Below are 18,199 nucleotides of genomic sequence, written 5' to 3' on the forward strand. Positions count from 1 at the left end.
GAGTAGGTTGAATCGACGACCAGTGTCGGGTGCCGCCTCACAGCCGAGGTGGGCAACCGTTCGCTTCCAGGAGATGAAACTTCATGACCCACGCCTCACACACCTCCACCAGCAGCATGACCAGTACCGACAATTATCGTGCTGCGCGTGACCAGCTCCTGCGTCTGCGCGAGGGCCATGCGCAGGCGTCCGCGGAGTTTGTGTGGCCGGATGTGGGACCGAATTTCAACTGGGCGGTGGACTGGTTCGACGTCGTCGCTCGCGGCAACGACAACATCGCCCTGTGGATCGTCGAGGAAGACGGGAGCGAGCAGAAGATCAGCTTCGCCGAGATGTCCAGGGTGTCCGACCAGGTCGCTACCTGGATGACGCAGCTCGGTATCAGGCACGGCGACCACGTGATGCTCATGCTCGGCAACCAGGTGGAGCTGTGGCACGCCATGCTTGCCATCATGAAGATCGGGGCCGTCATCATGCCCACGTCGACGGTGCTCGGCGCCGCCGACCTCGAAGACCGAATCGTTCGCGGTGGCGTCGACCACGTGCTCGCGAATGCGGTGGATGCGGGTAAGTTCGACTCGATCCCCGGCACCTACTCGCGAATCTGCGTGCAGGGGAAGGCAGACGGGTGGCTGGACTTCTCCGATGCCTATCAGGTCGCACCGGAGGCGATTGTCGCTGTCGTCGGCTCCCACGATCCGTCGCTTGTGTACTTCACCTCCGGCACCACCAGCAAGCCGAAGATGGTCATGCACACCCAAACGTCATATCCGGTGGGTCACCTGTCGACGATGTTCTGGCTGGGGCTGCGTCCAGGAGATGTGCACCTGGCCATCAGCTCGCCAGGTTGGGGCAAGCACGCCTGGAGCAGCTTCTTCTCTCCCTGGATAGCCGAGGCGACAGTGTTCGTCTTCAACTACGCGCGTTTCGACGCCACGGCCCTGCTGGCACAGCTCGAAAGGGCTGGAGTCACCACCTTCTGTGCCCCGCCCACCGTTTGGCGCATGCTCATCCAGTCTGATCTCACGGCGAGGCCAACGGCCATGCGTGAGCTTCTCTCGGCCGGAGAGCCACTCAACCCCGAGGTGATCAAGCAGGTCGAACGGCACTGGGGCCTCACTATCCGTGACGGTTTCGGGCAAACCGAAACGACCGCGACCATCGGCAACGCGCCCGGATCACGCCTCAAAGCCGGATCAATGGGGATGCCACTGCCTGGCGTTACGGTGCAGCTCATCGACCCGATCACGGGACAGCTCGCCGACGAGGGCGAAATCTGCCTTGACCTCTCGCTCAACCCGGCCAACGTGATGGCCGGGTACCACGGAGACCCAGTGGGAACGGCGGAGGCGACCCGCGATGGCCTCTACCACACGGGCGATGTCGCCAGTCGGGATGCCGACGGGTACATCACGTTCATCGGCCGCACGGACGACGTCTTCAAATCCTCGGACTTCAAGGTCTCGCCTTTCGAAGTCGAGAGTGTGCTGCTCGAGCACCCGGCTGTGGCTGAAGCGGCCGTTGTGCCCGCTCCTGACGAGACACGCTTGAACATTCCCAAGGCCTACATCTTCCTTGCACCGGGCTGGGAGCCCACGAGCGAAACGGCCCTCGCCGTGCTGAGCCATGCGCGCAGCAACCTTCCGCCGTACATGCGCGTGCGACGGGTGGAATTCGCCGAGCTACCCAAGACGAGCTCCGGGAAGATCCGCCGGGTCGAGCTGCGGGCACGAGAGGATGAGGCCGCCACGGCCGGTGCCGTGCTGCCAGATGAATGGCGGGACGACCACTTCCCGGAGCTCAAGCGGTAGGCAGTCGCCTCGAGTTGGGTCTAGATGCGGGCGAGGAGTTCGGCTTTCTTCACGTCGAACTCGGCGTCAGTGACGACGCCAGCATCGCGCAGCTGGCCGAGCTGCAGCAGGTGGCCGGCCGCGTTGAGGCGCGCATCCCCGAGCGCCGACGGGGCTTCGAGGATGAGCGGCGGCGTCACGGTAGGGACAGGTTCGAGAACGGCCGGTGCCGCGGGCCCGTGGCCGGCTCCCTGGGACATGCGGTCGATCCAGGCGAGCGCGATGGCCGAGAGAATGAAGACCATATGGATAACGACCTGCCAGAGCACGCCGTCCCACGTATAGACGTTTCCGGTTATCGATTCCTCGCCGGTATCGATGACAGCCCCGCGAGCGGCGAGGTCACCGACCTCGATGAAGGTCTTGAGCAGGTGGATCGACGAGATGCCGACGATGGCCATCGCGAGCTTCACCTTGAGCACGTTGGCGTTGACGTGCGAGAGCCACTCGGGCTGGTCGGGGTGCCCGTCGATCTTGATGCGCGAAACGAAGGTTTCGTAGCCGCCGATGATGACCATGATGAGCAGGTTTGCGATCATCACAACGTCGATCAGGCCGAGGACGGCGAGCATGATCTTGGCTTCCTCAACCTCGATTCCGTCGGGACCCGGGTGCGCCATGGAGTGCCAGACCCCCTCGCCGAGGTGCAAGAGTTCGACCATGAAGACGATCACGTAGATGATCTGCGCCACGATGAGACCGATGTAGAGCGGCGCCTGCAACCAACGGCTGAAGAAGATCATCGTGCCGACACTTCCCACCCAACGGGACTGGGGACGGAACTGACGCGGGGTTACGGGGGATTGGCTCACCGGGCAAGCATAGGTGAGGCCACCCTGAGCAACCGCCTTGCGGCGCACCGCCGCGAACACCTACCGGGCCCGAAGGGACGCACGCCGACCCGCCGTGGAGGTGGCGCGCCCGGCGACCGGGAGCTCGTGACTGAGCAGGGCAGCAAAGCGCGGCGAGGGCGCTACGCCGAGTTCGCGACGAAGGGTGGCGCAGAAGTCTTGATAGACCCGAACGGCCGAAGCCTGGTTGTCGGCGGCGAGGTGCGCGCGCACCAACAGGAGCTGCACGCTTTCCCGCAGTGGCTCGATAGCCGCTGCAGCACGGGCAGCACCGAGCGCGTGTCCACTATCGCCGTGCGCGAGATAGCGCTTGGCCACAACCTCGAGGGCGTCGACTCTCTCGTGCTGGAGTAACTCCTGCTCGCAGACAACCCAGTCCTCGTACCAGCCGGGCAAGAGCTCGGCAGTACGCAGGTGTTCCATGGTCGTGCGGGGCACCACAGTGTCCCGCGAATCCATGATGGTTCCGATCAGTCGGCGCAGCCGGTGCACGTCTACAGCGACATCATCCCCCAGACGAAGCGGCTCCGTTGTGCAGAGGAGGGACGGGAGCTCATGGGAAATGCGAAAGAGACTGGCACGCAGATTGCCTGCCGCTTGTATCTCGGACCCGTCCGGCCACAGCAGGGTGGCGATGAAGTGCCGGGGCCTCACTCCCAGCAGTGCCAGGGACGTGATCACGCGTTGCTGCCGCGCGCCCACGTCCATGGCTTGGCCCTCGTGGTTCAGCTGCCAATACCCCAGCAAGGTCAGATTCCATCGGGGAACAATCGTGTGCATCGTTGCCCTCCTCGCATTGAGTGCCGAGTAAGAAGAGTCTGGGTCTGAGCGCACGAAGGCGCTTCATATTCGTGCGCTAGAGACAGGATGGCCAGTGGCGCGCGTCTTGTCAATGCATGAGCCGGCATCAATCTGCGCCAAAGGGCCGTGCCTCGTCTGGGGGCGGGGTCCTCGCATCTCTGCGAAGATGGCAGGGTAACGCCGCGCCCCGGCTCGACCGACCGACGCGTGTCAGACTCGCGCTCCGGCGCCGGAAGGACCTCAATGTTCGACGTGTTCAGCAGCCCACTTCCCGGAATCATCGGGATGATTGTCGTGATTCTGGTCGTGGCACTTATCTACGCCCGCACCATTTACAAGAACGCCGGCCCGGATGAAGCCCTGATCATCACGGGCAAGAAGTCACGCAAGACCATCGTTGACGGTGCCACTCTGGAAGAGTCGGGCCAGCGGGTCGTACACGGGCAGGGCGTCTTCATCACGCCGTTCTTCCAGAAGGCGTTCAAGATCAGCCTCCGCAGCCGTGCGATCGAGATCACTGCCGTCGCCCAGGACCGAAACGGAATCACCCTGTCCGTCGAAGCTGTTGCCATTGTCAAGGTCGGAGACTCGCCGAAGTCCATCCGCGCCGCGGCCCAGCGGTTCCTCGGACAGGACAAAAACATCGATGGCTTCGCGCAGGAGGTGCTGAGCGGCTCGTTGCGATCGTCGATCGGGGCCACCGACGTGATGACCGTCATCCAAAAGCGGGACGAGCTGGGCTCTGCGGTGCTCGCGACCGCCAGGGAATCCCTCGCCAACCAGGGTCTCGACGTGGACTCCTTTGAAATCAAGGGCATCACCGACGAGAACGACTATATCCGCGACATCGGTCGTGCCGAGCAGGCGAAGGTGCGCCGCCAGGCAGAGGTCGCCGAGCACTTCGCCAACCGCGAGTCGCAGGAAGCGCTGATCACCGCGGAACAGGCCATCGCTGAGGCGCAGAACACTCTCGCCCTACGCCGGGCCGCTCTCCAGCTGGACACCGACAAGGCCGCCGCCGAAGCAGCAGCGTCGAAACCTCTCGCCGAGGCCAAGGCCCAACAGGCCATCGTGCAGGAGCAGGAACTCACCGCTCAGCGCCGAGCAAGCCTGCGAAAGGCCGAACTGGAGTCGGAAGTGAATGCCATCGCCGACGCGGACGCCTACCGAATCCGCGTCACCGCGCGCGCCGCAGCCGAGGCATCCGTTGCGAAGGCGACAGCCGACCGCGACAGCCGTGTCGCGAACGCGGAAGCTACCAGGGCGGAGGGCCAGGCAGAAGCCGACGCCATTCTCGCTCGCGGTACGGCAGAGGCGACAGCGACCCGCCTCTCGGCCGAGGCCGTGGCGCAACAGTCCGAAGCGCTCATCCAGCTGCGACTCGTGGAGATGCTGCCGAAGATTGCGCACGAACTGGCGGCGCCCATGGGCAATATCGATCAGCTCACGGTGATTTCCACCGATGGGGCCAGCCAGCTGAGCAAGAACGTGGCGTCAGGCTTCTCGGAGGTTGATGCGGTCCTCAACTCCACCATGGGGGTCGGGATCAAGGACCTGTTGAGTGGGCTCGTCGGCGGCAGCGCGATCGGGGCTGCACTGGCCAAGACGACTCGAACGGAGTCTGTGACCGAGGACGACCGCATCGAACCGGCCTATGCCGAAACGAACGGTCCGTCGGCCGAGGACATCGACCTTGATGTTCTCGCTGCCAACGTCGGCGCAGACGCGGCAGATGCCGCTCGCCATGCGGCCGACGGCTTCCTGGGGGGCCTGCAGAAATAGCCGAACGGATTTTGGGGGCAGCGGTCCGGCTAGCAATGTGCGGTGGCTGAGCGTTCGAAGAGAGCGACCAGCCCCGCGCGGCCGCCCTCGTGCAAGGCGGCTCGCTGGCGCTGGGCGCCACTCCCGAGTCGCCGAAGCCGCTCCAGAAGCACTCGCACCCTGTCGCCGTCGCCCGCCTGGTCCAGAGCATGATCGACCGTGTGCAGCAGCGCAGCCACGACGTTCGCCGCGGGTTCGAGGGCGCCGGTGACGGGATTCAGCAGTCCGTCGCGCACGCCGTCTCTGGCCGCGTGCCAGAGAGACGCATCCAACAACTCCTGATCGACGTGGATCGGCGGCGTGCCGCGCTCGGCGTCCGCGAGCGCGGTTGAGACCAGAGCGCGAATAAGAGCGGTCAGAAGCAGGGTGCCGGCCGCATCCAACTGTGCATCGCACACACGCACTTCCACCGTTGGGTAGCGTTCGGCCAGTCGCGCGCTCCACCAGATCGTGTGCAGGTCATACGTTCCGCCGACGCCGACCAGGCGGCGTGTTCGACTGTCGTAATCGGCGGCGGCGGTGGTCGGCGGCGGGCAGCCCGCCGTCGGCCACCGCCGGGCATGCAGACTCCGCCAGCTGGAAAATCCAGTATCCCTGCCCTGCCAGAATGGCGAATTCACGGAGAGGGCCAGCAGTGTGGGCAGCCAGACCCGGATCCGGTTGAGCGTCTGCACGCCGGCCTCCCGGTTCGGAATGCCGACGTGCACATGGAGACCATTGATGAGGTGATCGGGAACAAGCCCGCGGAACTCTTCCCCTACCCGGTGGTAGCGCGCCGTCTCGGTGATCTCGGGCCAGCCCTCGGCCTGAAAGGGCGTACCGACGCCGGCGGCCACGGCCTGGTACTCGGTGGCGGCGGCGGCAAGACGCGACCGAAAGGTCAACAGGTCAGCCTCTGCCTGCGCCAGGTGCGTGAATACAGGGCTGGAGCGTTCAATCTGGGACGCGAGGAACTCGCGGTGCACAAAATGGGACGGCCGTGGGGTGCCGCGCAGACGGGCGAGCACCTGCGAGCCGACGTTCAGCGGGCGCAGTTGCACCCGGTCGAGGAACATGAATTCCTCCTCCAGGCCAAAGGTACGCATGTCGGTCTCCGTTCTGGATGGGATGGTAGCGGGTTTCCGCCCCGGGGCCGAGAAAAGATCGCGCAGATCAGTTCGGCGCGCCCCTAGCGATTGGCGAAAAGTTGATGTTCTATAGAGCGCACGAAAGGGACAAAGGAGCAACCATGGTCAGCAGCGCGACGCCCCCAGTCGGCTTTTCGGAGCGTCGAACTCTTCGGGGAGTCGTGGGCGGACTGGTGGGATTCGTGGCCATGAGCGCAGCCGTCGGCGTGCTCGTCACGGCGAGCGTGACGCCGGTGCTGGCCGTCTCCGCGTTAGCGGCCACGAATACCATCAACGTGTTCGAAGGTCTCCCGGATTTCGTGGCCATCGACGCCCTATCCCAGAAGAGCAACATCTACGCGAGGCAGACCGACGGGACCCCGGTACTCCTGGCCTCCTTCTACGACCAGAACCGCATTGAGGTGGGCTGGGAGGCGATTAGTGCCTACGCCAAGGACGCTGCCGTCGCGGGTGAGGACCCGCGATTCTACGAGCACGGCGGCATCGATCTGCAGGGCACTCTGCGTGCCACGGCCTCGACAGTGTCGGGCGGGGCCACGCAGGGAGGGTCCTCGATCACGCAGCAATACGTGAAAAATGTGCTGATTCAGAAGTGCGAGCTGATTGCCGACACCCGGACGCACGACGACTGCTACACGAATGCCACAGAGACGACCCCGGAGCGCAAGCTCAAGGAAATGCGCCTGGCGATCGGGGTGGAGAAGGTCATGAGCAAGAACGATATCCTGCGCCAGTACTTCAACATCGCCGGGTTCGGTGGAACCGTGTATGGCATCGAGGCCGCGGCCAACTACTACTACAACGCGACGGCGGCAAACCTGACGCTGGCCCAGGCCACGAGCCTTGTCGCGATTGTGAATAATCCGGTGAAGTTTCAAATCGACAAGCCGGCCAGCGAGACCAACGGAGCCGCAAACGGCTACGCGGCCAACAAGCAGCGGCGGGATTACCTGCTCGGTGCCATGCTCGAACACGACAAGATTTCCCAGGGCGACTACGACGCTGCGATCGCGACGCCGATCCAGCCGATCATCACGGAACCCAGCACCGGGTGCCAGACGGCCGCCGCAAACGCCTTCTTCTGCGACTACGTCACGAAGATTCTGCAGAATGATCCGGCGTTCGGTGATGATGCCGGCGCTCGAATGCTCAACTTCCGGCGCGGCGGCTACGACGTGTACACGACCCTCGACCTCGACGTGCAGCAGGCGGCCGTGGACACTATGAACGCCCAGGTGCCGAAGACCTACGCGCGAGGCGACCTCGGGGCAGTGATTTCGAGTGTGCAGGTGGGCACCGGCCGGGTCCTCGCCATGACGCAGAACAAGGACTACAGCCAGGACCCGGCCGTTCAGGCCACCGGCGCGAACTACACCGGAATCAACTACAACACGGACTTCGCCTATGGCGGTTCGAGCGGGTTCCAGCCGGGTTCGTCGTACAAGGTGTTCACGCTGGCCGAGTGGCTCAAGGAGGGTCACCAGCTGAGCGAACGCGTTGATTCCCGACGCAAGTCGAACTGGGGCACGTTTCAGGACAGTTGCCTGGGGCCCCAGAACTATGACAGACAGCGCTGGAACCCTCGGAACGACCAGAATGAGGCCGGCGGAAATTACAGCGCCCTCGAGGCCACCATCCGTTCGATCAACACCGGTTTCATCGGCATGGCGAAGAAGCTGGACCTGTGCGGCATTCGGAAGACGGCGGAGAGTTTTCTGGTGCACAGGGCCGACGGTAGGCCACTCTTGCAGACGGCCGCGACAGTGATCGGCACGAACGAGGTTGCGCCGCTCAGCATGGCGGTGGCGTTTGCGGGAATCGCCAACAAAGGGGTGACGTGCAGTCCGATTGCGATCGACAGCATTGTGGGCCCGGACGGCACGGAGCTGCCGGTTCCGAAAACTGAGTGCACTGCGTCGGTGGATCCCCTCGTTGCGGCCGGAATGACCTACGGGATGCGGCGGGTGATGACCAATGGCACGGCGCAGCAATCCAATGCCGCGACGAAGCCGTGGGTGCCGATGATCGGCAAGACGGGCACGACGGATGGCGCAAAGGACACCTGGATGAGCGGGGCTAGTTCCCAGGTCGCGACAGTGGTGGCAGTTGTCAACCTCACGGGTGCTGTCAACCAGCGTCGGCTGAGTTTTCCGAGCGGCGCTGTCGCTACGGCGCGGCACCGCATGTGGCCGGCCGTGATGTCGGTGGCGAACGCCAAGTATGGCGGTGAGGATCTCGTTGAGTCGGGGGGGCCGGCAGGGGCATCACCCGCGCCCGTGGCACCTCGTCGCTAGTGGCGCGGGGAGTCAGGCCCGTCTCGCGGAACGGAAGTCCAGCAGGTTGGCGGGGGCAACCGCAGCCGCGGAATCGGCAAGTTGCCGGTTGTGGCGTTCCCGCGCTTCTCGTGCAACATCGAAGAGATCCCAGAGGTTTTCCCCGGTGACGGACACCCCCTTTGCGCCCGAGCGGCGGGTGCGGCCGCGCACGAGCATGTAATTGGTGTGGAATATCCGCCCGCCGATGCGGTCCTGAGCGTCATGGAAGAACACGACATTCGAAACGGGGCCGGTGCCGTCATCGAGGCTCACAAACACCACCCGGCGTCCACCGCGCATGGGCGGAGTGTTCGTGGCCCGGCGTACGCCTGCAAGGAGCACCTCAGTGCCGCCGGGAAGGGAGCCGAGTGCGGAAGCCGGAGTGACGCCGAGTTCGGCGAACAGGGAATGGAACCTGGTCATCTGGTGATCTGTAACAGCGAGGTTCAGGTCAAGCAGCTCGAGATCTGTCTGCGTTCGTCCGCGTAGCTCGAGGGATGTCACTGCTCCGCCGAGACCGTTCACTGTGCCATAGGTATGCACCGGAAGTTCGACCTCGAAGGCGAGTTGTTCGGCCGTGATGTCCACGGCCGTGCCGCGCAGGGACTGGATGTGAGCGAGCAATTCATGGCGGCGCGTTCGGTCATAGTCGATGAAGCAATCGAGGGCTCCGACCCTGGCGAGTGCCTCGAAGGAGCGGCGGCGCGGTCTCACCCGATCGCGAAAGTCCTGCAATGAGCTGAAGGGTTGGTGCCGAACAATGCGGGCGCGTTCCACTTCACTGCTGCCGACCAGTTCGGGCAGTGCGAGGCGGATGCCCCGGCTGCCGTCAGGCAGCTCTTCGACTCGATAGTCGAGAACGCTCCTCTGCACGTCGAGGCCCAGCACGGGCACCCCCAGGGTTCGCGCCTCCGCCACGATGAGGTCTTTCGGCCACATGCCGGGGTCATGGGTGAGTAAACCGGCTAGAAACTCCGCCGGATGGTGGGTCTTCAGCCACGCCGATTGGTAGGTGGGAAGAGCGAATGCGGCACCATGGGCCTTGGCGAAGCCGAAGCTACCGAAACCGGCGAGCACGGTCCACACCCGGGTGATGACCTCGTCAGGGAACCCGCGCCGGAGCGCTCGCTCTCGAACGAATTCCTCGATCTGCGGGAGCTCTTCAGGCTTGCCGAGGTGACGGCGAAAGACGTCCGCTTTGCCCAGTCCGCACCCGGTCAGTTCGTCGAACAGGCGCATCACCTGCTCATGGAAGATCACGACACCGTTGGTTTCTTCGAGGATGTGGCGAAAACGCGGATGCAGATAGTCGGGTGTCGTTTCGCCATGCCGGGCTTGCAGATAGGTGAGCGGCATGTTGTTTTTCATGGGGCCGGGCCGGAACAGCGAGATTTCCACGGTCAGGTCGTTGAACACCTCGGGTTGCAGCTTGCCCACGAGTTCCATCTGCCCCGGTGACTCGAGTTGGAAAATACCGAGCGTGCGGGTGGACCGGATGAGCTCGTAGGTTTTCGCGTCGTCGAGGGGAACCCTGTCGAGATCGATACTCTCCCCGGTGAGTCGATGGTGCTCTTCGACGGCATGCGCCATAGCCGATTGCATGCGCACGCCGAGAATGTCAAGTTTGATGAGCCCCATCGGGTCCATGTCGTGCTTGTCGAACTGGGACATCGGCAGCCCCATGCCCGAGGCCTGTACAGGGGTTCGGTCGAGAAGGCTCGCGTCGGAGAGGATGACACCGCACGGATGCACTGAGATGTGCCGAGGGAGCCGGTCGAGCCTCGCAGTGAGATCCACCAACAGGTCGAGCTGTTGTGACTCACGGACCTCGGCGGCGAGGGCGGCGAGTTCGGGTTTTTCCTCAAGGGCGCGGCGGAAGTCACGGGCGTTGAAGCGCCACATCTGTTTGGCGATCGATGCAATCTGGTCGTCCGGCATGCCGAGGGCGAGGCCGGCGTCACGCACGGCGCCACGCCCACGGTAGGCATTGGTCATCGACATGAGGGAGACGCGGTCGCTGCCGAAGGTTTCGAAGACCTTTCGGTAGATGTCATGACGCCGAGCCGACTCCACGTCGAGGTCGATGTCGGGAAGTGTCTGCCGTTCCGGTGACAGGAAACGCTCAAAGAGCAGACCGTTCGACATCGGTTCGACGGACGAGGTGCGAAGTGCGTAATTGAGCACGGAACCCACGCCAGACCCTCGGGCTTGAATGCGAATCCCCATGTCGCGGATGATATCGGCAACCCGTGCCACCGTGAGAAAGTAGCTCGCGAAACCCAGATGCTCGACCGTCTTCATCTCCCGTGCCAGCTGGGCGTGCGCGGCGTCCGTGGCCGCCGCGCCGGTGTCGGAGTAGAGGTCCGTGATGCCGTGCCGTGCGCGGCTCCACAATTCCTGCACCGGATCAGTGGTGACGCCGATGATGCGGGCTTCGGGCATGCGGGGGCGGCCGAGGCCGATATCGGTGTCAGGATCGAGGCTGCACTGGTCGGCGAGCTGGTTGGTGTTCTGGAACAGGCGTTCGATTGCGCCGTGCTCGTGGGAGCCGGCATCGACGACCATGCGCGCGACTTGGTGCATGGGTGCTGTCGGCTTGAGCCAGGCCTGTCCGTTGCTCTGCAGCGTGTCGTGGGTGTCGAGTTCGGAGAGGGGGGTGAGGTGTCGGGCGGCGTCGGCCAGATCGGCGGTGACGGCATCGCCCGCCGTTCCGTAACGCACGGCGTTGGAGAGCACCGCGGGCAGGCCGGAGTGTTCGGCGAGTGAGAGCATGCGCGTGGCCGGGGCTACGCTGCCAGGGGTGCCGGGTTCGGCCAGATGGCACACGATCTCGAGTTGGACCGAGCCTTCCGGCATTATCCGCAGCCAGGCGGTAAGGCGAGCCTCGGCATCCGTGCTGTCGCGTGCTTGGATGGCCATGCCCACGTCGGAGGAGGGCCCCAGTAGAACGGTCAGCGAGCGCAGCTGGGCAAGGTCGGCGAGCTGCGCGCGCGAGATGCTCGGGGCGCGGCCGGCACGGCTGTTATGGCCGGCGCTGCCGGTGTGACTGGCGCTGCCGGTGTGGCTGGCGCTGCCGGTGTGGCTGGCGCTGCCGTTATGGCTAGCACTGACGGCACGGCAGAGCGCTGCATACCCACGGCCGTTGCTGCTGCCGTGCGCGAGCACCACTATCCGTCCGAGGGAACGATATGCGTCGTCATGCACGGCCAGTTCGGCGCCGAGACCCGGTCTAATTCCGGCTGCCACGCAGGCTCGCAGGTGCTTGACGGCGCCGTAGAGACCATCGACATCGGTGACAGCGAGAAAGGTTGCGCCCTGACCTGCCGCCTGCTCAACGAGGGACTCCGGAAGGGTGACTCCGTAGTGGGTGGAATAGGCGCTTGCGACATGGAGATGGGGGAATGACATTGTTCCAGCTCACCCCCAGTCCAAAGCGAGAGTCCAGGTGCCGTCGGCGCCTCGGCGCAGATCGTAACGGCGCTGTTCCTCGCCGCCACGTGACGCGTCGAGGCGCCAGAGTTCGGTGTCGATGCGGGTGGGGGAGCCGGCGTTCTCCCACCAGCGGGTTCGTTTGAAAACAGCCTGGGGCTGCCCGATAACGGTGTGTTCGAATCGGTTCCACACGAAGGCGCGTGGGTCTCCGTCGCTCGTGAGCTCTACGTCAACCGGTGCGTCAATGATCTGCGGCATGGCCGGACTCCTTCACTAAAAATAGAATAAATGTTCTATAAGAAAAGTGTATGCCACCCTACCGACACTCGCCAGAGGGGGGCGTGAAAAACTCTGGGTGGGGCAGCGGCACGCGCTGTTCACCTCACCGCCAGCTCCCATTTACCTGCAGCTCGCAGGGTGGAGACATGACACCGGCACCCCGTCCACATCGTCCGCTGCTTCCCCTGCTCCCCATGGAGGGCCACACGAGCGGCAAGCGCAGTGCGGTGACCTGCCACCTGAAATGTGCGGACGCCTGCTTTCATCCAGTGCCGAACCCGACCGCCAACGAGTACTTTCGCGACATCGTCGGCGCGGCGCTGAGCCGGCGGTCGCTGCTCATCGGTGCGGGAGTGGGAGCTGCGGCAATTGTCCTCGGCAGCGGCAGCCTGAATGCTCCGCCGGCTCTGGCCGCCCCGCCGGTCGGGCCGATGGGCCGCGGGCTCGCGTTCTCGCCGATTGCCCCAGTGCCCGCCGCGGTCGACGCCTTCGTCGTGCCGCAGGGGTACCGCTGGAGCCCGATCATCCGCTGGGGCGACCCGATCTTCTCGGCCGCGGATCGTTTCGATCCCGAACACCAAACCGCACAGCTGCAGTCGCGCCAGTTCGGCTACAACAACGACTACCTTGACATCATCCAGCAAGACGGTCGCCACAGCCGTAAGGCCGTACTGGTGGCCAACCACGAATACACGAACGAGGGCATCATGTTTCCGCCGGCCGCCGATGACGCGCAGGCCGACGAACAGCGCCACATCGCCATGATGGCGCACGGCCTGTCCATCGTCGCGCTGCGCCGCAAGGATGCCGGCCAGCCATGGGTCTACAGGGTGGGAGATCGCGTCAACCGGCGTATCACGGCAACCACGCCCTTCACCCTCACCGGACCGGCGGCCGGTGCCGCCGCGCTGAAGACAGCGGCCGACCCTGACGGCCTCACCGTGCTTGGCACGCTCGGCAACTGCGCCGGCGGTACGACACCATGGGGCACAATCCTCTCTGGCGAAGAAAACTTCAACGGGTACTTTCGCTCACCCGGAGTGTCCGCTGCCGATGCACGCTACGGGCTCGCCGACAGGGCCACAGGTCGCGGCTGGGAGCGCATCGATCCGCGCTTCGACGCCACGACGCCGGGCTATGAGAACGAGCCGAACCGGTTCGGCTGGATCGTGGAAATCGACCCTGAGGAGCCGAATTCAGTTCCGGTGAAGCACACCGCTCTGGGCCGGTTCAAGCACGAGGGCGCCAACGTCATCGTGGGCACAACCGGTCACGTAGCGGCCTACATGGGCGACGACGAACGCTTCGACTACCTGTATAAGTTCGTCTCCACCGACACGTTCGACCCGAGCGGCAAGCCGAGGGCCCGCACGCACAACAAGACCCTGCTCACCCGCGGCAGCCTGTACGTCGCCAGATTCGCCGGCAACTCACCGCAGAGCGAGATCACCGGCACCGGACAGCTGCCCACGGACGGCCAATTCGACGGAACCGGGCGGTGGATCGCGCTCGTAATCGACGGTGTGAGCCAGGTGCCCGGCTTCACTGTGGAAGAAGCCCTCATTAACACCCGGCTGGCGGCGGACGCGGTGGGCGCGACCAAGATGGATCGCTGTGAAGACGTGGAACCCAGCCCCCTCACCGGTAAGGTCTACGTGGCCTGCACGAACAACACCGACCGGGGCAAGATCGGCAGGGAGGGCGCGACAGAACCGAACCCCCGAACGGCGAACCGCGACGGCCACATCGTGGAAATCACCGAAGACGGCAGCGACGCCACCGCGACAACGTTCACCTGGAACCTGTTGCTCGTGTGCGGCGACCCCGCCACGAACACGTCGACCTACTTCGCGGGATTCCCGGCGGACCAGGTCTCCCCGATCTCCTGCCCCGATAACGTCGCATTCGACGTCGAGGGCAACCTGTGGATCTCGACGGACGGCGCTCCGAGCACGATCGGGCTCTGCGACGGGCTCTTCAAGGTGCCGCTCGAGGGCCCCGAACGCGGCCGGGTACAGCAGTTCCTCTCGGTGCCGCGCGAGTCGGAAACGTGCGGCCCTGTCATCCGCGCCGAGGAATCGATGGTGTACGTGGCCGTGCAGCACCCCGGCGAGGGCGGATCCTGGGACGCACAAACCAGCCGGTTCCCCGACTACGTTCCGGCCGGAACGACGCCCGCCGAGGGGGCGTGGGCCGGACCGCGCCCCGCCGTTGCGCAGGTCTGGAAGGTGTCCTAGCTCCCAGGGCCAGAAATGCGTCGCCTGTAGCATGAGCGGATGAGTACCCTCGCGGCGAGGACGCCGATCACCGTGGCCATCGCGCCCGATTCCTTCAAGGGCAGCCTGAGTGCCGCCGAGGCTGCGGCCGCCATGGCGGAGGGAGCCCGAGCGGTCTTCGGACCTGATGCTGTCATCGTGGAGTGCCCCATGGCCGACGGCGGCGAGGGAACTCTCGAGGCCATCCTCGCCGTCTGGGGTGTGCCGGCACGAGTGTTGTCCACGTTCGACGCGCTGGGGAGACCTCGACAGGCACGCGTGGGGGTGTCGGCCGATGGCCGCACCGCCGTGATCGAGGCGGCAGAAGCCAACGGGCTGCCGGCCGTCATGGACGTGAACCTCCAACCGCTGCGTGCCGACACCTTCGGTGTCGGAATCCTTGCCCGCGACCTGCTCGACGAGGGCGTCGACGAGATCCTGCTCTGCGTCGGAGGTTCGGCGAGCACCGACGGAGGCACTGGCCTGCTGACCGCGCTCGGAGCCAGATTCCGGGATCGCGAGGGCCGAAACGTCGCTGCAGGCGGCGCCGGTCTGGCCGACATCAGATCGATCGATGTCTCCGGCCTGCATACGCGTGCTCGGGCCGTCCTCTGGCGTGTTGCCGTGGATGTCACCAACCCGCTGTGCGGTGCGCGGGGGGCCGCATCCGTTTTCGGACCGCAAAAGGGCGCATTGCCCGCCGACGTCGCCCTGCTCGACACCGGGCTCGCCACCCTGTGCGCGGTCGTGCGCGACGCCACCGGCATCGACATGCTCGAGGAGCCCGGCGCGGGTGCGGCCGGCGGCATGCCGGCCACGCTCGTGCCCCTGCTCGGGGCCGAGATGATCCCGGGCTCCACGATGGTGGCGGATGCCGTGGGCCTGGCCGATCGGCTGGCCGGCGCCGACTTCGTGCTCACGGGCGAAGGGCGCTTCGACTCGCAATCGCTCGACGGCAAGGTCGTCGAGGCGGTCACGAGGCTGTCGCCCCCCACGACCCCGGTGATCGTGATTGCCGGCAGCGTCGGTCTCTCGGCAGAGCAGACGCGTGCTGCCGGTGTGGCAGCCGCATTCTCCATCGCGAACGGCCCCGCGATGCTGGCCGAGCTGCAGGAGCACGCCTATCACCGGGTGAGGGATACGGCCGCGCAGGTCTGCGCGCTGATCTAATCCGAGTGGGACCTGCGGGCGCCGTGCGGGTTGCGTGTGCAAGGGCTGGGAATCCCGGTCCCGGATCGAGAGACCGCCCTATAGTGAAGTTGTAGTGCTCCAACTAGACAATTCACGTGCCGACCGGCTGCCAGCGGGTCGGCAAAAATACTAGGAAGGTAGTTCATGACGGGGAACAGAGCAGTTGCCTATAAGAGTGCGGGAGAAGTCGAGGTCATCGACATCGACTATCCCACGTTCGAACTCAAGGACGGACCGGGAGTCAACCCGGCCAACGTGGGCCGAAAGGTGCCGCACGGAGTCATCCTGCGCACGGTCACCACCAATATCTGCGGCTCCGACCAGCACATGGTGCGAGGACGCACCACGGCGCCGAAGAACCTCGTGCTCGGTCACGAGATCACCGGCGAAGTGGTCGAGGTGGGCCCGGACGTGGAATTCATCAAGGTCGGCGATATCGTGTCGGTGCCCTTCAACATTTCCTGTGGCCGTTGTCGCAACTGTAAGGAACGCAAGACCGGCATCTGTCTCAATGTGAACCCGGACCGTCCGGGAAGCGCCTACGGCTACGTCGATATGGGCGGTTGGGTCGGCGGGCAAGCCGAGTACGTGCTTGTTCCGTACGCCGATTGGAACCTGCTCAAGTTTCCCGATCGGGACCAGGCGCTGGAGAAGATCATGGACCTCACCATGCTCTCCGACATCTTCCCCACGGGGTTCCACGGCGCGTACACGGCCGGCGTCGGCGTCGGTTCCACGGTTTACGTGGCCGGGGCCGGCCCCGTCGGGCTCGCGGCCGCCGTCTCGGCGCAGCTGTTGGGCGCGGCCGTCGTGATCGTCGGGGACATGAACCCCGAGCGGCTCGCGCAGGCACGCAGCTTCGGGTGCGAAACCATCGACCTCACCCAAGGCGAGCCTGGGGAGCAAATCGAACAGATCCTCGGTGTGCCAGAGGTTGACGCCGGCGTCGACGCAGTGGGCTTCGAAGCTCGCGGACACGGCAAATCCGCGGGCGAAGAGGCTCCGGCCACGGTGCTGAACTCGCTCATGACGGTGACGGCAGCCGGCGGAGGCCTGGGTATCCCCGGGCTGTACGTGACCGGTGACCCTGGCGCGAAAGACGCCGCCGCGCAGGTCGGTTCGCTGTCGATTCGCCTGGGGCTCGGCTGGGCCAAATCGCTCACCTTCGCGACGGGCCAATGCCCGGTGATGAAGTACAACCGCCAGCTGATGATGGCGATCCTGCACGACAAGGTACAGATCGGAAAGGCGGTCAACGCCAAGGCGATCAGCCTCGAGGATGCCCCGCGGGGCTACGCCGAGTTTGATGCAGGCGCGGCCACGAAGTACGTGCTCAACCCGAACGGTTACGTCAAGGCGTAAGCACGAGCAGCGCGGCAGTCAGCGCGAGACGACAGCGGATGCCCCTCCCGGCGGCATCCGCTGTTCCTCGTGAGTCAGGTCCCTGCGCGGCCGGTGAGGTACTCGAGCACCAGTTGGGTTTTGGTCTCCGGGAGCCCGTCATACGGGATTCCGGTCGACCTGAAGAGATTTTCGAAGCGTTTCTGCGCCGGCGGAGCGTCCACGGGGGCGACCCTGATCGAAAATTCCAGAAAGCGCATCTCATCCGTCACATGCCATAGCTCCGCGGCAATCTCGTGGTCGTTTTCGTAGGGCAGAGTCCACTTTGTTGCGGTGATGGGGCCGAGGATCTCCAGCCCGGGCAAGTCCACCGGCTGAACCGCGCAGTCCTCAAGGAAGTCTTCCTGGCGGGTCGTGAGGTCTACTCCGCGAGCCTGGTCGACCATTTCCGCAATCTCACGGTCCCGAGCGGCTGTCTCCAAGGATGCCGCGAGCGCTTTGTTCTGGCCCGCCCAATCCTCTTCGACGCGAAACTTCCAGGAGTCGCCCGAGTCGGCCTTCAGCCACTGAGGGGTCAGCTGCCAGCGGTGACATGGCCGAAGTTTGACAGTCACATCGTCGGCTCCGCCCTTGTTCTTGCGCAGCCGGATGATCACGCCCTGCCGGAAGAGCGGCAGCGCCGGCGTATCAGGGGTGGCAGGACTGTCGCAGAAATAGATGGTGCGACGCTTGGGCTCGTGCAGGGCAAGCGCGAAGAACGATTCAGCGGACGCTATCTGATCGCTTCCCACGCTGACTTTGATCTCAACGCCGTCGAGCCGCAGCGCGTCCTCCGTCTTGGCCTCCCGGCGTCTCGTATCCACTGCGCTTCTGTCCATGGCCGCGCCCCTTTCTGATACGAATTCACTCCCGTGACCCTATTCGGGCGCGCGTTAC

General features: G+C 64.9%; 12 protein-coding genes. 6 read left to right on the plus strand and 6 right to left on the minus strand.

What is annotated here, in order from left to right:
- Positions 1-116 precede the first annotated feature (116 nt).
- The gene (locus tag BJ997_RS06425; RefSeq protein WP_035838018.1) at positions 117-1,811 is read left to right on the plus strand and encodes an AMP-binding protein; all 1,695 of its coding nucleotides are present in this window, start codon (positions 117-119) and stop codon (positions 1,809-1,811) included.
- 20 nt (positions 1,812-1,831) lie between these two features.
- On the opposite strand, the gene BJ997_RS06430 is transcribed toward BJ997_RS06425, so the two are convergent.
- Positions 1,832-2,662, minus strand: a complete 831-nt coding sequence (locus BJ997_RS06430) for a TIGR00645 family protein (RefSeq protein WP_084141430.1) — start codon at positions 2,660-2,662, stop codon at positions 1,832-1,834.
- Positions 2,663-2,722: 60 nt separating this feature from the next.
- Complete coding sequence (locus BJ997_RS06435; protein WP_035838009.1) at positions 2,723-3,481, minus strand: AfsR/SARP family transcriptional regulator; 759 nt, start codon at positions 3,479-3,481, stop codon at positions 2,723-2,725.
- 264 nt (positions 3,482-3,745) lie between these two features.
- Between BJ997_RS06435 and BJ997_RS06440 the strand changes: the two genes are divergently transcribed.
- Positions 3,746-5,284 carry a flotillin family protein gene (locus BJ997_RS06440; RefSeq protein ID WP_052542476.1) on the plus strand — a complete coding sequence of 513 codons (1,539 nt, stop codon included), beginning with the start codon at positions 3,746-3,748 and terminating at the stop codon, positions 5,282-5,284.
- 29 nt (positions 5,285-5,313) lie between these two features.
- Here BJ997_RS06440 and BJ997_RS06445 read toward each other — a convergent pair whose 3' ends face one another.
- Positions 5,314-6,408: a carboxylate-amine ligase gene (locus BJ997_RS06445; protein WP_035838010.1), complete on the minus strand. Its 1,095-nt coding sequence runs from the start codon at positions 6,406-6,408 to the stop codon at positions 5,314-5,316.
- Between the two features lie 143 nt (positions 6,409-6,551).
- Here BJ997_RS06445 and BJ997_RS06450 point away from each other — a divergent pair, with 143 nt between their 5' ends.
- A complete protein-coding gene (locus BJ997_RS06450; RefSeq protein ID WP_160175900.1) occupies positions 6,552-8,744 on the plus strand; it encodes a transglycosylase domain-containing protein in 2,193 nt (730 codons plus the stop codon).
- A 12-nt stretch (positions 8,745-8,756) separates the two neighbouring features.
- On the opposite strand, the gene BJ997_RS06455 is transcribed toward BJ997_RS06450, so the two are convergent.
- Positions 8,757-12,173, minus strand: a complete 3,417-nt coding sequence (locus tag BJ997_RS06455) for a DNA polymerase III subunit alpha (RefSeq protein WP_052542478.1) — start codon at positions 12,171-12,173, stop codon at positions 8,757-8,759.
- A 9-nt stretch (positions 12,174-12,182) separates the two neighbouring features.
- Positions 12,183-12,455 (minus strand): hypothetical protein, encoded by a 273-nt coding sequence (locus BJ997_RS06460; RefSeq protein WP_035838011.1) that lies wholly within the window; start codon positions 12,453-12,455, stop codon positions 12,183-12,185.
- Between the two features lie 167 nt (positions 12,456-12,622).
- Between BJ997_RS06460 and BJ997_RS06465 the strand changes: the two genes are divergently transcribed.
- The 3 genes from BJ997_RS06465 (at position 12,623) to fdhA (ending at position 17,284) form a co-directional block, all read left to right on the plus strand.
- Positions 12,623-14,713, plus strand: coding sequence for a PhoX family protein (locus tag BJ997_RS06465; protein WP_052542479.1), 2,091 nt, complete (start codon positions 12,623-12,625; stop codon positions 14,711-14,713).
- 39 nt (positions 14,714-14,752) lie between these two features.
- Positions 14,753-15,901, plus strand: coding sequence for a glycerate kinase (locus BJ997_RS06470; protein ID WP_035838012.1), 1,149 nt, complete (start codon positions 14,753-14,755; stop codon positions 15,899-15,901).
- 165 nt (positions 15,902-16,066) lie between these two features.
- Entirely contained in the window at positions 16,067-17,284 is a 1,218-nt protein-coding gene (gene fdhA, locus BJ997_RS06475; protein WP_183323303.1) for a formaldehyde dehydrogenase, glutathione-independent, read from the plus strand.
- Positions 17,285-17,358: 74 nt separating this feature from the next.
- On the opposite strand, the gene BJ997_RS06480 is transcribed toward fdhA, so the two are convergent.
- Complete coding sequence (locus tag BJ997_RS06480) at positions 17,359-18,141, minus strand: hypothetical protein (protein WP_052541995.1); 783 nt, start codon at positions 18,139-18,141, stop codon at positions 17,359-17,361.
- Positions 18,142-18,199 lie beyond the last annotated feature (58 nt).

It is taken from the genome of Cryobacterium roopkundense, from assembly GCF_014200405.1.
Classification (GTDB): domain Bacteria; phylum Actinomycetota; class Actinomycetes; order Actinomycetales; family Microbacteriaceae; genus Cryobacterium; species Cryobacterium roopkundense.

Excerpts from the sequence above, each read along its gene's own strand:
- BJ997_RS06425 (WP_035838018.1), top strand. The coding sequence starts at position 117 with ATGACCAGTACCGACAATTATCGTGCTGCGCGTGACCAGCTCCTGCGT.
- BJ997_RS06435 (WP_035838009.1), bottom strand. The coding sequence starts at position 3,481 with ATGCACACGATTGTTCCCCGATGGAATCTGACCTTGCTGGGGTATTGG.
- BJ997_RS06440 (WP_052542476.1), top strand. The coding sequence starts at position 3,746 with ATGTTCGACGTGTTCAGCAGCCCACTTCCCGGAATCATCGGGATGATT.
- BJ997_RS06445 (WP_035838010.1), bottom strand. The coding sequence starts at position 6,408 with ATGCGTACCTTTGGCCTGGAGGAGGAATTCATGTTCCTCGACCGGGTG.
- BJ997_RS06450 (WP_160175900.1), top strand. The coding sequence starts at position 6,552 with ATGGTCAGCAGCGCGACGCCCCCAGTCGGCTTTTCGGAGCGTCGAACT.
- BJ997_RS06455 (WP_052542478.1), bottom strand. The coding sequence starts at position 12,173 with ATGTCATTCCCCCATCTCCATGTCGCAAGCGCCTATTCCACCCACTAC.
- BJ997_RS06460 (WP_035838011.1), bottom strand. The coding sequence starts at position 12,455 with ATGCCGCAGATCATTGACGCACCGGTTGACGTAGAGCTCACGAGCGAC.
- BJ997_RS06465 (WP_052542479.1), top strand. The coding sequence starts at position 12,623 with ATGACACCGGCACCCCGTCCACATCGTCCGCTGCTTCCCCTGCTCCCC.
- BJ997_RS06470 (WP_035838012.1), top strand. The coding sequence starts at position 14,753 with ATGAGTACCCTCGCGGCGAGGACGCCGATCACCGTGGCCATCGCGCCC.
- fdhA (WP_183323303.1), top strand. The coding sequence starts at position 16,067 with ATGACGGGGAACAGAGCAGTTGCCTATAAGAGTGCGGGAGAAGTCGAG.
- BJ997_RS06480 (WP_052541995.1), bottom strand. The coding sequence starts at position 18,141 with ATGGACAGAAGCGCAGTGGATACGAGACGCCGGGAGGCCAAGACGGAG.